Here is a 15,261-nt window from a genome sequence, read left to right on the forward strand (position 1 = left end):
CGGACGTTCGCAAGGCGGAGAAAACCAATGTTCGCCAAGTGCTTGGGTGCAAACTGTAAAAGATTGATTCAAGCCCGTCGCCCCAGTTCGGCCGGCCTTGGACGCGGCGCGCGCCGCCGTCGGTATTTTTATCCTCCGCTTTCTCTCCAATTCGCTGCGGCGCTGCCTTGCCGTCACCATCACTCCGTGATGACCGTTCACATCCTGACTGTCATCCCGCCATCGACGGTCAGCACATGGCCGTTGACGAAGGAGGCGGCGTCGCTGGCAAGGAAGAGGGCGGCGCCGGCGATCTCGTCCTGCCGGCCCCATCGCTGCATCGGGATGCGTTGGCGCACGAAGGGCATGAGGTCCTCGTCGGCCGCCATGGCGGCATTGGTTTCGGTCGCAAACCAGCCCGGCGCGATGGCATTGCTGGTGATGCCGTAGGGCCCGAATTCGACGGCCATCGAGCGCATCAGGCCGGTCAACCCCTGTTTGGCGATGGGATAGATGCCGTCGCCGGGCATCGCCACGTGGCCATTGATCGAGGTGATCGAGATCAGCCGGCCATGGTTTTGCCGCTTCATGATCGCGGCGGCATCGCGCGACAGCATCGTGGCGGCGATGAGATCGGTGTGGATCAGGTCGACGATCGCCTCGTCGTCGAACTCGGCCAGGGGGCGCCGGTCGCGGGCGCCGACATTGTTGACGAGAATGTCGAGCCGCCCATGGCTGCGCTCAATGCCGCTGAGAGCAACGCGCTGCGCCTCGCGGTCGGCGATGTCGAAAGGCGCCGCTTCCGCGCTGCCGCCGGCGGTGACGATGTGGCCCACGGCGTTCTCAAGCGTTTCCGCCGTGCGGCCGTTGAGGACGACATGGGCGCCGGCCTCGCCAAGCGCCCGGGCGATCTCCAGCCCGAGACCGCGTCCGCCGCCGGTCACCAGTGCCACCCGGCCCTTCAGGGAAAATCTGTCGACTATGGTCATGGTTATCTCGTCGCATAAAATTCATCGCCAATCGACACCGAAATAGTTGACTAAGTCAACTAATTTTTCGACTCGCGCGACCAGCATGCTCCCATGACAGCCAGCGCGCGGCCGGGCGGTTCCTTCGTCCGGCTGTCGCGGCAACGCCGCGCCCCTACTGCCGTCTTCTGCTTTCTTCCGCGCGGGAATATGATAGGTCTCCATCGCAACCCGATCTCAGTTTGGAAAGCGACCCTCATGACCTCAGCCTTCATCCAGCATCTGTCGTCCGAACTGGAGGGCCTGAAATCTGCGGGTCTCTACAAATCCGAGCGGGTGATCACCTCGAAACAGGCGGGCGAGATCGAGATTGCCTCGGGCGCCAGGGTCCTGAATTTCTGCGCCAACAACTATCTCGGCCTTGCCAACAACGAGGAACTCGCCGAAGCCGGCAAACGGGCGCTCGACCGCTATGGCTACGGCATGGCATCCGTCCGCTTCATCTGCGGAACGCAGGAGGAGCACAAGCAGCTCGAAGCGCGCATCTCCGCCTTCCTCGGCATGGAAGACACGATCCTCTATTCCTCCTGCTTCGATGCCAATGGCGGCCTGTTCGAAACGCTGCTGTCGGAGGAAGACGCGATCATCTCCGACGCGCTCAACCATGCCTCGATCATCGACGGCGTGCGCCTCTCCAAGGCCAAGCGATTCCGCTATGCCAACAACGATATGGCAGCGCTTGAGGAGGAACTGAAGAAGGCCGAAGGTTCGCGCTTCAAGCTGATCGCCACCGACGGCGTCTTTTCGATGGACGGCATCATCGCCAATCTCGGAGGGGTGTGCGATCTCGCCGAAAAATACGGCGCCATGGTCATGGTCGATGACAGCCATGCCGTCGGCTTCGTCGGCAAGCATGGCCGCGGCTCGGCCGAATATTGCGGCGTCGAGGGCAGGGTGGACATCATCACCGGCACGCTCGGCAAGGCGCTCGGCGGCGCCTCGGGCGGCTATACCTCTGCGAGGCGAGAAGTGGTGGAGTGGCTGCGCCAGCGCTCGCGGCCCTATCTCTTCTCCAATACGCTCGCCCCCGTCATTGCGGCCGCTTCGCTCAAGGTGTTCGACCTGATCGACAACGGCGATGCCCTGCGCGCCCGGCTGGAGGCCAACGCTTCGCTGTTCCGCGCCGAAATGGGCAGGCTCGGCTTCACGCTTGCCGGCGAGGGCCATCCGATCATTCCGGTGATGCTGGGCGACGCGGCGCTGGCGCAGGAGATGGCTGCGAAGATGCTGGAAAAAGGCGTCTACGTCGTCGGCTTCTCCTTCCCCGTCGTGCCCAAGGGCCAGGCCCGCATCCGCACCCAGATGTCGGCGGCGCACAGCGAAGCCGACGTCCGCCGCGCGATCGCGGTATTCGAGGAAGTCGGCAAGGAACTGGGCGTGATTTGAAGAACTGCCCCTCATCCGCCCTGCCGGGCACCTTCTCCCCGTGAACGGGGAGAAGGGACAAGCGGCAAATTCCGTCGTCCCCTCTCCCTGCTTGCGGGGAGAGGGCTAGGGTGAGGGGCAGCGCGCAGCGCATCGATTTTTGAGGAACGAAAATGACAAACATGATGAAGGCGCTCGTTAAAGCAAAACCTGAAGTCGGCCTCTGGATGGAGCATGTGCCGGTGCCGGAACCCGGGCCGAACGACGTGCTGATCAAGGTGAAGAAATCCGCCATCTGCGGCACGGACGTGCATATCTGGAACTGGGACCAGTGGGCGCAGAAGACCATTCCGGTGCCGATGGTAGTCGGCCACGAGTTCGTCGGCGAGATTGCTGAGATCGGCTCTGCGGTCACCAAGTACCATGTCGGCGAGCGGGTCTCGGGCGAAGGTCATATCGTCTGCGGCAAATGCCGCAACTGTCGTGCGGGCAGGGGGCATCTCTGCCGCAACACGCTCGGCGTCGGCGTGCATCGTCCCGGCTCATTCGGCGAATATGTCTGCATTCCGGAATACAACGTCGTGGCGATCCCCGATGAGGTGCCGGACGAGATCGCCGCGATCTTCGATCCCTTCGGCAATGCCGTGCATACCGCGCTCTCCTTCGATCTCGTGGGCGAGGACGTGCTGGTCACCGGCGCCGGCCCGATCGGCATCATGGGCGCCATGGTGGCGAAACGCTCCGGCGCCCGAAAAGTCGTCATCACCGACATCAATCCGGTGCGCCTGGCGCTCGCCGAAAAGGTGGGCATCGACTATGTCGTCGATGCGTCCAAGGAAAATCTCAGCGATGTGATGACGCGCATCGGCATGACCGAGGGGTTCGATGTCGGCCTCGAAATGTCCGGTGCCGCACCGGCCTTCCGCGACATGATCGACAAGATGAACAATGGCGGCAAGATTGCCATCCTCGGCATCGCGCCGACCGGCTTCGAGATCGACTGGAACAAGGTCATCTTCAAGATGCTCAATCTCAAGGGCATCTATGGTCGCGAGATGTTCGAGACCTGGTACAAGATGATCGCCTTCGTCCAGGGCGGGCTCGACCTGTCGCCGATCATCACCCACCGCATCGGCATCGACGATTTTCGCGATGGTTTCGAGGCGATGCGCTCGGGCAATTCCGGCAAGGTGGTGATGGACTGGTAGGTCGTAAAACCACGCCTCGGCTGCGTCAGTGCCGCGCGAGGCGGCAGCAGGTTTCAACTCGACGGGCGGTTTGCGTGAAGAGAATCCCCCGAACCCTTGTCTTTTGGGGAACCGCTCCTACATTTCCGGCATGGAACTGAATCTTTGAAGCGATGAGCTTGATTCAGCCTTTTTTGCCGATTTAAACGGTTTTTCGCCAGAAATGCTTGACGGGACCGAAAATTGTGGGAATCACCATTTCTAATACAGTAGGTGAAATGGGTACGGCGGATACGATCATCATGCAAATGATGTCTAACCGGCGACGCTGTCGCAGCTGGCCGGTCTAACCTCGGTGTGACTATCGTGGTTAATCAGGAATTAAAGGTCATCCCGTTACGTCAGGGGTAATGATTCGCGGTGGGAGCGATTGACGCGCCCGAGCCTCGAAAAAGTTTTGCACCGCTCACGCGTTGAATGCTGTCCAAGGAAAGCGACGAATACATGGCAACCAAAGTCAAAGAGAACGAAGAAGCAGAAGGCGAACGCGAAGGCGCACCCGACGGCCCGCTTCTCGATCTCTCGGATGACGCGGTCAAGAAAATGATCAAGGCCGCCAAGAAGCGCGGCTACGTCACCATGGACGAACTGAATGAAGTTCTGCCCTCCGATCAGGTCGATCCTGACCGGATCGAGGACATCATGGCGATGCTCAACGAAATGGGCATCAATGTCGTCGAGGACGAGGAAACCGAGGAGGGCGGGCCGGCCGGCGAGGAAGAGGACGGCGATGCCGACGCCGACAGCGAAGGCGGCGAACTTGCACCCTCCGGCGGCACGGCCGTTGCGACGACCAAGAAGAAGGAACCGACCGATCGTACCGACGATCCGGTCCGCATGTACCTGCGCGAAATGGGCTCGGTCGAGCTGTTGTCGCGCGAAGGCGAAATTGCCATCGCCAAGCGCATCGAGGCTGGCCGCGAAACCATGATCGCCGGTCTCTGTGAGAGCCCGCTGACGTTCCAGGCGATCATCATCTGGCGCGACGAGCTCAACGAAGGCAACACGCTGCTGCGCGAGATCATCGATCTCGAAACCACCTATTCCGGTCCGGAAGCCAAGGCCGCCCCGCAGTTCCAGAGCCCGGAAAAGATCGAGGCCGACCGCAAGGCGGCCGAAGAGAAGGAAAAGAACCGCCGGCCGCGCGGTGGCGACGACGACATCACCAATGTCGGCGGCGAAGGCCTGCCGCCGGAGGAAGAGGAAGAGGACGACGACGAATCGAACCTCTCGCTCGCCGCCATGGAAGCGGAACTGCGCCCGCAGGTCATGGAAACGCTCGACACCATCGCCGAGACCTACAAGAAGCTGCGCAAGCTGCAGGACCAGCAGGTGGAAGCCCGCCTTGCCGCCACCGGCACGCTGTCGCCCGCCCAGGAGCGCCGCTACAAGGAACTGAAGGACGAGTTGATTACGGCGGTCAAGTCGCTGTCGCTCAACCAGAACCGCGTCGACAGCCTCGTCGAGCAGCTCTACGACATCAACAAGCGCCTCGTGCAGAACGAAGGTCGCCTGCTGCGTCTGGCTGAATCCTATGGCGTCAAGCGCGATTCGTTCCTCGAGCAGTATTCCGGCGCCGAACTCGATCCGAACTGGATGAAGTCGATCGCCAATCTGGCCGCCAAGGGCTGGAAGGAATTCGCCAAGAACGAGAACACGATGATCCGCAACATCCGCGCCGAGATCCAGAATCTCGCGACGGAGACCGGCATCTCGATCTCGGAATTCCGTCGCATCGTGCACATGGTGCAGAAGGGCGAGCGCGAAGCACGCATCGCCAAGAAGGAAATGGTCGAGGCAAACCTGCGTCTCGTCATCTCCATCGCCAAGAAGTACACCAACCGCGGCCTGCAGTTCCTCGACCTGATCCAGGAAGGCAATATCGGCCTGATGAAGGCGGTCGACAAGTTCGAGTACCGTCGTGGCTACAAGTTCTCGACCTATGCGACCTGGTGGATCCGGCAGGCGATCACCCGCTCGATCGCCGACCAGGCCCGCACGATCCGTATTCCGGTGCACATGATCGAGACGATCAACAAGATCGTCCGCACGTCGCGCCAGATGCTGCACGAGATCGGCCGCGAGCCGACGCCGGAGGAACTGGCCGAAAAGCTCGCCATGCCGCTCGAAAAGGTCCGCAAGGTCCTGAAGATCGCCAAGGAACCGATCTCGCTCGAAACCCCGGTGGGCGACGAAGAAGACAGCCACCTCGGCGATTTCATCGAGGACAAGAACGCGCTGCTGCCAATCGACGCCGCCATCCAGGCGAACCTGCGCGAGACGACGACCCGCGTTCTCGCCTCGCTCACCCCGCGCGAAGAGCGTGTGCTGCGCATGCGCTTCGGCATCGGCATGAACACCGACCACACGCTTGAAGAGGTCGGCCAGCAGTTCTCGGTCACCCGCGAACGTATCCGCCAGATCGAAGCCAAGGCGCTCAGGAAGCTCAAGCACCCGAGCCGGTCGCGCAAGCTGCGGAGCTTCCTCGACAGTTAAACGGGCGCCAGTTGAAACAATGCAGAACCCGGTCAGTTCACAAAAGCTGGCCGGGTTTTTTGTGCCGTTCGCGTCTCGTGGTGCGGTGTGTGTCCAGGCGGAGGTGCCAGCGGCTTGTCTTATGCAATCGGGCTTAGCCGCTCTGTTTTGTGTTCCCTGCGCCTCTCGATCGCCTCCCTTGCTTGTCCGCCTCGGCCGACAGGACTATACTTCTCCGCTTGCTAAAACCTCCAGTTTTCATTGTGCGCGTTCTGTTGAGTGAAATCGGCCGTCCGCTTTGTCGGATGGCCTGTCCGATGGGCGGGAGGCTAAGGCGTCAATCGCGGCGCCACCTGGAAGGTCGTGCCGCATGGGAGGTGTGCTATGACCATGTATATCATGCTGATCAACTGGACGGAGCAGGGGGTCAAGACGGTGCGCGACTCGCCGAAGCGTCTCGACGCGGCGAAGAAGCTGCTGAGTGACATGGGTGGCTCGTTCAAGGAATTCTATCTGACCATGGGCGAACACGACATGGTGGCGGTTTGCGAAGCGCCCGACGACGCCGTGGCGGCACGGTTTGCTCTGTCCCTCGGTTCGGCCGGCAATGTGCGCACGCGCACATTGAAGGCCTTTCCCGAGGCCGCCTACCGCGAACTGATCAATTCGCTGGGCTAAGCGGGTTTCTGAAAAAGCGTCCTTGCGGTTTTCCTGTCACAACCTGTGCTCGACAGGAAAGGCCAAGCAGATGAATCGCTGGCTTGCCAACGAAAATCTGCTTGGCATGCCGCCGGGATCCCGCCCGGACAAAGACGGTGACGGTGCCTTTGCCGGGTAGGGCGATACCTCTGGACCATCCGATCTCTATCAGGCGGAACCGGGTCGCGTGGTGGTGGGCGCGGCTAACGGATTGCTAGGAACGGAAGACGCGGCGTGGTAGTGAACACCACGCCGGCCAGCCAGCCCGGTTGAACGTCCTTCCATCTGCGGCCGGTCACGCTCCGGCCAGTATCCGGCCATATCCACCCATCATGCAGCAGACAGTGAAAAACCGGCGGGGAACTTTTGGCGCGGGGCTCTTTGCCTCCGTTGCGCTGCATGTCGCGATCGCCGCGCTGCTCCTCTTCCGTCTGCCGCCCGCCGCGCCGGAACCGCAGAAGGAAGAGACGATCAAGATCGAGATGGTGCCGGAACCGGAGAAGAAGCCCGAGCCTGAGAAGAAGCCGGCCGAGAAGAAGGCGGAGCCGGAGAAAAAGCCCAAACCCGAGACGAAACCGGCGCAGAAGCCGGAGGCCGAAATGAAGCCGCAGGAAAAACCGGCGACCCCGGCCAGGGTCGAGCAGCGCCCGGCCGAGAAACAGGCTGCGTCGCAGAGGAACCAGCCGCAGGCCTTCGAATCTGCCGCGAGAGAGGGCGGCAAGGAAGCGGGCGGCGCGCGACCCTCCGAGCCGCTGCCGAGGCCCGAGGTCGAGCCGCGCGCCGACCGCGCCACGCCGCCGGTCGAGAGCAAGGTGACGGAGAAAGCCGAGGAGGTGATGCAAAAGCCGGACGACACTTCCGAGGAGACGCAGAAGGCTGCCAAGCCGCCCGAACTCGACCTTCCCGAAACCGAAGATGCCAACCAGACCCTGAACGAAGGCGTGGCGGCCATACGCACGGTGCCGAAGCCGGTGTCGAAACCGGAGCAAAAGCCGACGGACGTCGCGCTGGCAAATCCGAAACAGCCCGCCTCGGCCGACGGCACGGCAGCCGATGCGAGGCCGCTGCTGCCGCCGTCGGATCTGCCGAAGGCCAAGGAATTGTTTACCGCCGACGCACTCTCGAATCCGCGGGCGCGCCAGGCGCTCGGCAAACTGCCGCCAAACCGGCGGATCGTGCAGATTTGTACGTTTGAAACCTTGGAGCAAATACGCCATGCGCGACCGGAAACACTGCCTGAAGGCATTGTGGCCTTTGCCAACGGAGGGGGTTTGATCGCCGGTCAGACGTTGCGTGCCACCGGCGGCGCCTTTGTCAGTCGCCGGGTTTGGCACGATATCGAGTTCGAGTGTACCGTGGATGAGGAGTTTCGGCGTGTAACATCGTTCCGTTTCGCCATCGGCAACGTCATTTCGGAGGGCGAGCGGGAGGCGCGCGGCCTGCCGAACGATTGACCGCCGCCGCCTCCAACCCGCTACTTGTAGAACCCTTCGCGCAGATTGATGCCGTGCTCCAGCCAGACCTTCATGGCGCACAGCGCGCCGGTCCAGCCCTCGCAATTGCCGTAGGATGCCTTGAGGGCACCGGCCGTCTCGCGCCAGCCTTCCTCTGAAATCGTCACCAGCGTCCGGTTTCCGTCGACGGGCTCGAAGGTCATCGTCACGGTCGTGTCGTAGCCGGCGCCCGCATTGTCGGCCTCCATCCGGTTGGCTTCATTGGCGGCCCATTGCAGCACGATCTTCTTGTCCTTGACGACATCGACCACCTTCACCGGGAAGGCCCCGGGAAAGTCGTGAAAATCCCATGTGACGGTGGCGCCGGTCTCGATCCGGCCCTTGGCGCCGCCGGTGGTGAAATAACGCGACAATTGCGCGGGGTCGATGACCGCCTCGAAAACCTCCGAGACCGGCTTGGCGATCCGGCCCGCGACCTTGAACTTCAGTTCCATGATCCTTCCTCCTGTCTTCTGCTTGTTCTCGGCCCCATTATGTTATAAAAATATAACATGTCAATCGATGAAAAAAACGACAGAATCTTCAAGGCCTTGGCCGCCTCCAGCCGGCGTACGATGCTCGATATGCTGAAGGATCATCCACAAACGACGGGCGAATTATGCGCGCGTTTTCCTGCCCTCGACCGCTGCACGGTGATGCAGCATCTCAAGGTTCTGGAGCAGGCAGACCTCGTCATCGTCCGCCGCGAGGGCCGCGAGCGCTGGAACTATCTCAATCCGCTGCCGATCAAGGAAATTCACGACCGTTGGATCGGTCCCTATGCCGTCCAGGCGGTGAGCCTGCTCGGGCGGCTGAAGGAGGATCTCGAGGGGTGAAAACCTGTTACTGGCCCGCAGCCTTTTCCAGTCCCGCCACGTCGATCTTCACCATCCGCATCATCGCGTCGGTGGCGCGCTTGGCCCGGGCCGGGTCCGGGTCGTTGAGAAGCTGCATAAGCGCATCGGGAATGATCTGCCAGCTGAGGCCGAAGCGGTCGGTCAGCCAGCCGCATTGCTGCGGATGCCCGCCTTCCAGCAGCCGATCCCAGTAATAGTCGACCTCCGCCTGGTCGGCGCATTTGACGAAGAAGGAGACGGCGGGGGTGAAATGATAGTGCGGCCCGCCGTTCAGCCCCATGAATTCCTGGCCTTCCAGTTCGAAGGCCGCGGTGAAGGTTTTTCCGTCCGGCCCGTGCTTGTGATAGGTGACCTTGGCCTGTTTGAAAATCGACGTGTAGAACTCCAGCGCCTCGTCGAGCCGGTCGTCGAACCAGAGAAACGGCGTGATCTTCTGCATGCTCTCGTCCTCCCTTGAGCTATGTCGATTGATCTAGGTCCGCCGCGCCGGCATTCAACCGGCCGAGCGCCGGCAGATAGGCTAAACTCCAGTCAGCGCCCGCCCGCCTGAAAATGCCAATCAAAAACCGCAACGCCGGGCGCTTGTGCTGTGGGCAGCGCCGGTTTCCACGAGAACCACAACGAGGGGTGAGGGCGCCTGCATCCCGCGGTTTGCGCGGCCGCGAGCAAGGGGGAGCGCGGTCGCCGGTCATTCTTGCCTGTCCCGCTTGCCTATCCCGCTTGCCTATCCCGCTTGATTGTCCCGCCGCGGCCGCGGTTCAGCGCCGAATCCAGTCATTCGCCATCGCTAAAAAAAGGGAAGCGCGTTACAATGGCGACGGACGTAACACGGACGCGTTCATAGAGGGAATGCAATGGCGCAATCGATCCATCCTGCCGCGACTCATCACCTGCCGATTTTCATCACCGAACCTGGGCAAACCGACTATCTCTTCAACGGGGTCGTGATCTTTCTGCTGGTCGCCGTGCTCGTCGTCGGCAACTTGTATTTTCAGCTTCATGCCCTTCCGGAGCGCCGGGCGCACCGGACCAGCAAGGTTCAGATGGAGATCGTCGCCATTCTGGCGCTGATCTCTCTCTTCACGCACAACCATATCTACTGGATTGCCGGCCTGCTGCTCGCCTTCGTCGAGATCCCCGATTTTTCGACGCCACTCAACTCGATCGCCCAGTCACTGGCGAAACTCTCGCGGCGCGACGCCGAAAAAACCGAGGAGCCGGAACCGCTGCCTGAAGAGCTTGCCGAGGCAACCGAATCTCCGCCCAGGATGGTCGGGCATGGGGGAGGGATCTGAACATGTTCGAGTTGATGCTGTGTTCGTTACTGACGGTCTTCCCCGATTATCTCTATCGCCGATATGCCCAGGGAAAGCGGCTCGGCCGCGAAATCAACCTTTACACCGTGTGGTATGAGCTGCGCTGGGGCATTACCGCCTGCCTGGTGCTCACCATTTCGCTGATCACGTTGATCTTCTACTTTCATCCCTCGACGAAGAGCGTCACGGCCGTATTCCGGACGGTGACGATCCTGCCTGAAGCGATCGGGCGCGTCGACGAGGTCTATGTCGGCATCAACCAGAAGGTTGAAGCCGGCGCGCCGCTCTTCCGCCTCGACGGCTCTCAGCAGCAAGCTGCGCTTGAGAGCGCCCGCCGGCGGATCGCGGAAATCGATGCCGCGATGGAGGTGGCTCAAACCGAACTTGCAGGAGCGGATGGCGCAATCCAGGAGGCACAGGGCGCCTACCAGATGGCGGTGGACGAATACGAGATGAAGGCGGAGCTTCTGAAAACCGACGCCGTGGCCCGGCGCGAGGTCGAACGTCTGCAGACATCCATCGAAAGCCGCAAGGGCGCGGTTGACGCAACGCTTGCGAAGAAAAAGACCCTGGAGACGCAGATATCGGCCCTGCTGCCAGCCCAAAAGGCAAGCGCCGCGGCCGCCGAGAAAGAGGCGCAGGTAGCGCTGGACAAGACACTCGTCAAAGCCGGTGTAGCCGGCTCGGTCCAGCAGTTCACGCTGCGGCGCGGCGATATCGTCAACTCGATGCTGCGGCCCGCCGGCATCCTCGTGCCGTCGGAGGCCGGTCGTGTCGCCCTCATCGCGGGTTTCGGGCAGATCGAGGCACAGGTGATGAAGCAGGGAATGATCGCCGAGGCAACCTGCGTCGGCAAGCCCTTCACCATCATTCCGATGGTCGTCACCGTTGTCCAGGATGTCATTGCCGCCGGGCAGTTGCGGCCCACGGACCAGCTTGTCGATGCTCAGCAAATGGCCAAGCCCGGAACGCTCACCGTCTACCTGGAGCCGCTCTATCCCGGGCAATTGGAAGGCATTCCACCTGGAAGCAGCTGCATTGCCAATGCCTACACGAACAACCACGATGCGCTCGCAGACGAGAATATCGGCACGCTGCAATGGCTCTACCTTCACGTCGTGGACGCGGTCGGCCTTGTCCACGCCATGATCCTGCGGATGCAGGCGGTACTGCTCCCGGTGCAAACGCTCGTGCTATCGGGTCATTAAGGCTGTCGAGCGGGAGCGTGATGGCGAGCCTGCGGTCTTTGGCCATCGCGGCTCGCGATCGGCTGTTTGTGCTTGCTCACTCGCCAATGTGGGGGCATTGTTAAGCCGGTAAGGCGAGAGGTCAGGCCTTGCAGCGCTTGATCCCGGCCTCGGCGGCAGCGCGGAGGCCGAGTGCTGTTTTGCCTTCGAGCAGGCCGTTTGCGTCCGGCATGGGCTGAGCCTTGAAGCACGTGTCGTGCCGCCTTTTCCCGATAGGGCGAGGAGGTTGCCCATGTCTACGCTTTCCATCGACCATCCGTTACAACCGGGAGACCGGGTCCCGAACATCGTGCTGGATGCGATCTCGCACGAGGGGAAGGTCGCACTTGATGATTTTCGTGGCCGCACCCCGTTGCTGATCGGCTTGTTTCGAGGCCTGCATTGCCCGTTCTGCCGGCGCCATGTGGCGGCGATGGCAGACCTCAACGCGGCCCTGCGCGAGAAAGGCGTCGAGTCTCTGGCGGTGGTCAACACCCCCGTCGAGCGCGCGCGCCTCTATTTCCGCTACCATCCGATACCCGATCTTCTTGCCGCCTCCGACCCGGCGCGGGCCTCGCACCGCGCCTTCGGCTTGCCGATCATCGAGTTCACGCAGAATGAGACGGACTGGCCGCGCAAGGTCGGAATGGACGAGGTCATGACGATGCGGGTCGACATGCCCGACGAATTGCCCGAACCGATGGACCCGCCCACGGCGGGCGACCTTCTGAGCAAGAAGGACGGCTACGAAATCACGGAAGCCGACCGGCAAGTGAGCTTGGCCGGCCACATGCAGCTCGTCGGCCACTTCCTGCTTGATCGCGAAGGCGTGGTGCGCTGGAGCTTCACGGAAGTTGAACAGGAAGGCCGAAACATTTGCCGGGCACTGAACCCGGAAGAACTGATGTCGGCAGCTTGCGAGGTTGCGCATTGAGGGCGAAAACCGCGACCGCCGCCGCGCATCCCTCTGCGGGCCTGAACATCGTCGCGATGCTCAAGCGCGGCGGCCAAGGCTGCCGCGGCTTCGTAGCAGTTCCCATTGAACGGCGCGCGGACTGATTAAAAGAAGCTGTAGCTCCAGCACAGATTTAGTTGATGCTGCAGGGCTCCGAAGGACTCGAATGGCGCATTTTGAGCGAGCGGGGAGCCAAATTTTCCCCGTTCATCCCCGCCTATTGCGCCCGTGCCATACTCCGCTCGTCCCGCCATCGGATACACCGGATAGCGTTGCCGGCGAGGCGGGGCCGGTGCCTTCGGTCTGTGTTTGAAACGCAGGCGCGGCATCGTTCATAGTCAACAGGCTTTTTGAAAAAAATGACAGTTTTTTGACAAACCCTTGCGCTGCAGGGCGTTGCTGTGGTGCGACCGCCAAAAGGCCGCCTGGAGGGAACCGAAATCACTGTTCTGCCCTCACTTCTTCACAATCGCCGACTCTAACCGGGGTTCGGATTTTGATTGCAAGGTGCTTCGCCGGCCTCCCCTCCCACCTGCGTGGTCGACGGCTCTACTGTTTGACTCGCAGGCGCGAAAGATGCGACACCTTCGCACAACATACCGAGACCATAATAAGAAACGGCGGATAATCAGGGCTTCTCTATATTGGCATGATCACGGACAAGACCACGATGCGGTCGCTCGGCAACGAGCCGCCAATCCTTGCGGATGGACGCAGGGCCCCCGACCGGCGCGAGATTTCTCTGCGCTGGCTTTCGGGTACGTTCCTCACCGGCATCACCTCCAGCCTGCTGATGGGCGTCGCGCTGTTTGCAGCCCTTGACGGCCGCCAGCAGCTCGCCATCCCCGCCGAAGCCTATGCCGCCCTCGGCCCGGCAGCCGGCGGAGCACAGCCGACCGCCGCCAAGCGCGGCGACCGCATCCTGACGCCGAGCATCGTCGCCAAGCCCTCCGACCGCACCATCATGGAAGTCTCGACCATGATCCATGACGGCGAGAAGGAAGTGGTGCGGCGCCAGCCCTTCGCCCATGTGAAGATGACGCTTGCCGCCAACCACCAGCCGGCCGACAGCTACCCCTCCTTCGATCCCCTTGCCATTTTCTCGAACGAAGAGACGGACGGCGCCCCGCCGGTCAGCCGCACCGGAACGCTGTACGGCTCGGATGTCGAGTCCGAGGTCGCGCTGAAGACCGTCGACTTCCCGCTCAAGGGGTCAACGTTGAAATTCGCCTCCTCGATGTCGCTCGACGAGGTCGAGGAGAATGTCCGCACCAACGGTTCGGTGCTGACCGACGGCAACACCCAGATCGCCTCGCTCTTTTATGTCGACCCCCGCCGCTTCGCCTCCGACGCATCCGATCTCGACCTGATCCAGGGCCTGTCCGCCCGCGTCGTCGAGGAGAACATGACTGTTTCGGCCTTCGAGAACATCACCGACCAGAGCGCCGAATATGCCGACGACGTCATTCCCGTGCGTCGCGCGACGCCGATCGCAAATGTGATGATCAATGCCGGCTATGCCAAGGCGCAGGCCGAGGACATCGCCGGCTACCTGCGCCCCGCGCTCGACGCGAAGGAACTGCAGGAAGGCGACGTCCTGCGCATCGGCATCATCCAGAAGGGCGAAAATGGCGAAGCGAAGATCGTCCGCGCCAGCGTCTATTCGCGCGGCAGCCATGTCTTCACCATGGCACTGGACGACACCGGCCATTTCGTCAAGGGCTTCGAGCCGCCGCAGTTGGCCGCCGTCGCCTCCGCCTTCGACGACAACGGCACGCCGGCGATCACCGCCGGCTACGACCTGCCGCGAGTCTATGACGGCGTCTACCGGGCTGCCCTCTCCTACGGCATGAATTCGACGATGGTCGCCCAGATCATCAAGCTGCTTGCCAGCAATGTCGACTTCCAGGCGCAGCTGAAGCCGTCCGACAGGCTCGAGGCCTTCTTCTCCGTGGCCGACGACAGCGGCAAGGCGACCGACGACAGCGAACTGCTCTATGTCAACGCCCGCTTCGGCGATGCCGAGACGCGCTTCTACCGGTTCCAGGATCCGGACGACAACACGATCGATTACTACAATGAGCAGGGCAAGAGCATTCGCCAGTTCCTGCTGCGCAATCCCGTCCCGAACGGCAGTTTCCGCTCCGGCTTCGGCATGCGCCGCCACCCGATCCTCGGCTTTTCGCGCATGCATACCGGCGTCGACTGGTCGGCGCCGCGCGGCACGCCGATCATCGCCGCCGGCAATGGCGTGGTCGAAAAGGCCGGCTGGGATTCGGGCGGCTACGGCAACCAGACGCTGATCCGCCACGCCAATGGCTATGTCTCGTCCTACAACCACCAGAGCGCCATCGCCAAGGGCGTCACCCCCGGCGCCAAGGTCGTCCAGGGCCAGGTGATCGGCTGGGTCGGCACGACCGGCCTGTCGACCGGTCCGCACCTGCACTACGAACTGATCGTCAACGGCAACCGCGTCGATCCGCTGCGCATTCGCCTGCCCGGCGGCAAGTCGCTGGAGGGCGAGGCCCTCGCCCAGTTCGAAAAAGAACGCACCCGCATCGACGAACTGCTTGCCAAGGACAATGGCGCCGAAGTGGCGGCGGCGCAGTAAATAAAAGGCT

13 protein-coding genes are annotated in these 15,261 nt (G+C 62.1%); 10 read left to right on the top strand and 3 right to left on the bottom strand.

All coding sequences use genetic code 11. The annotated features are described in order from the left end of the window. Positions 1-197: 197 nt before the first annotated feature. Positions 198-968 carry an SDR family oxidoreductase gene (locus tag A3AY_RS0117790; protein ID WP_018327020.1) on the bottom strand — a complete coding sequence of 257 codons (771 nt, stop codon included), beginning with the start codon at positions 966-968 and terminating at the stop codon, positions 198-200. Positions 969-1,205: 237 nt separating this feature from the next. Here A3AY_RS0117790 and A3AY_RS0117795 point away from each other — a divergent pair, with 237 nt between their 5' ends. From A3AY_RS0117795 to A3AY_RS35455, 5 genes are all read left to right on the top strand, one after another. Further along, a complete protein-coding gene (locus tag A3AY_RS0117795; protein ID WP_018327021.1) occupies positions 1,206-2,393 on the top strand; it encodes a glycine C-acetyltransferase in 1,188 nt (395 codons plus the stop codon). Positions 2,394-2,545: 152 nt separating this feature from the next. After that, positions 2,546-3,580 (top strand): L-threonine 3-dehydrogenase, encoded by a 1,035-nt coding sequence (tdh, locus tag A3AY_RS0117800; protein WP_018327022.1) that lies wholly within the window; start codon positions 2,546-2,548, stop codon positions 3,578-3,580. Between the two features lie 483 nt (positions 3,581-4,063). Further along, positions 4,064-6,115: an RNA polymerase sigma factor RpoD gene (rpoD, locus tag A3AY_RS0117805; protein WP_026203563.1), complete on the top strand. Its 2,052-nt coding sequence runs from the start codon at positions 4,064-4,066 to the stop codon at positions 6,113-6,115. A 363-nt stretch (positions 6,116-6,478) separates the two neighbouring features. After that, on the top strand, positions 6,479-6,772 hold the full coding sequence (locus A3AY_RS0117810) for a GYD domain-containing protein (RefSeq protein ID WP_018327024.1): 294 nt from the start codon (positions 6,479-6,481) through the stop codon (positions 6,770-6,772). Positions 6,773-7,137: 365 nt separating this feature from the next. Beyond that, the gene (locus A3AY_RS35455) at positions 7,138-8,247 is read left to right on the top strand and encodes a DUF930 domain-containing protein (protein ID WP_026203564.1); all 1,110 of its coding nucleotides are present in this window, start codon (positions 7,138-7,140) and stop codon (positions 8,245-8,247) included. Positions 8,248-8,267: 20 nt separating this feature from the next. Here the strand turns inward: A3AY_RS35455 and A3AY_RS0117825 are convergent, their stop codons facing one another. Next, positions 8,268-8,741 carry an SRPBCC domain-containing protein gene (locus tag A3AY_RS0117825; protein WP_018327027.1) on the bottom strand — a complete coding sequence of 158 codons (474 nt, stop codon included), beginning with the start codon at positions 8,739-8,741 and terminating at the stop codon, positions 8,268-8,270. A gap of 57 nt (positions 8,742-8,798) precedes the next feature. Between A3AY_RS0117825 and A3AY_RS0117830 the strand changes: the two genes are divergently transcribed. Beyond that, complete coding sequence (locus tag A3AY_RS0117830; protein WP_018327028.1) at positions 8,799-9,122, top strand: ArsR/SmtB family transcription factor; 324 nt, start codon at positions 8,799-8,801, stop codon at positions 9,120-9,122. A 7-nt stretch (positions 9,123-9,129) separates the two neighbouring features. Here A3AY_RS0117830 and A3AY_RS0117835 read toward each other — a convergent pair whose 3' ends face one another. After that, positions 9,130-9,582, bottom strand: coding sequence for a VOC family protein (locus A3AY_RS0117835; RefSeq protein WP_018327029.1), 453 nt, complete (start codon positions 9,580-9,582; stop codon positions 9,130-9,132). 415 nt (positions 9,583-9,997) lie between these two features. Between A3AY_RS0117835 and A3AY_RS0117840 the strand changes: the two genes are divergently transcribed. The 4 genes from A3AY_RS0117840 (at position 9,998) to A3AY_RS0117865 (ending at position 15,251) form a co-directional block, all read left to right on the top strand. Then, entirely contained in the window at positions 9,998-10,438 is a 441-nt protein-coding gene (locus A3AY_RS0117840) for a hypothetical protein (protein WP_018327030.1), read from the top strand. Between the two features lie 2 nt (positions 10,439-10,440). Then, entirely contained in the window at positions 10,441-11,667 is a 1,227-nt protein-coding gene (locus tag A3AY_RS0117845; protein ID WP_018327031.1) for an HlyD family secretion protein, read from the top strand. A 271-nt stretch (positions 11,668-11,938) separates the two neighbouring features. Continuing rightward, the gene (locus A3AY_RS0117855; RefSeq protein ID WP_018327033.1) at positions 11,939-12,619 is read left to right on the top strand and encodes a redoxin family protein; all 681 of its coding nucleotides are present in this window, start codon (positions 11,939-11,941) and stop codon (positions 12,617-12,619) included. A gap of 670 nt (positions 12,620-13,289) precedes the next feature. After that, a complete protein-coding gene (locus A3AY_RS0117865; protein ID WP_018327035.1) occupies positions 13,290-15,251 on the top strand; it encodes a M23 family metallopeptidase in 1,962 nt (653 codons plus the stop codon). Positions 15,252-15,261 lie beyond the last annotated feature (10 nt).

It is taken from the genome of Rhizobium giardinii bv. giardinii H152 (assembly GCF_000379605.1).
GTDB classification, from domain to species: Bacteria; Pseudomonadota; Alphaproteobacteria; order Rhizobiales; family Rhizobiaceae; genus Pararhizobium; species Pararhizobium giardinii.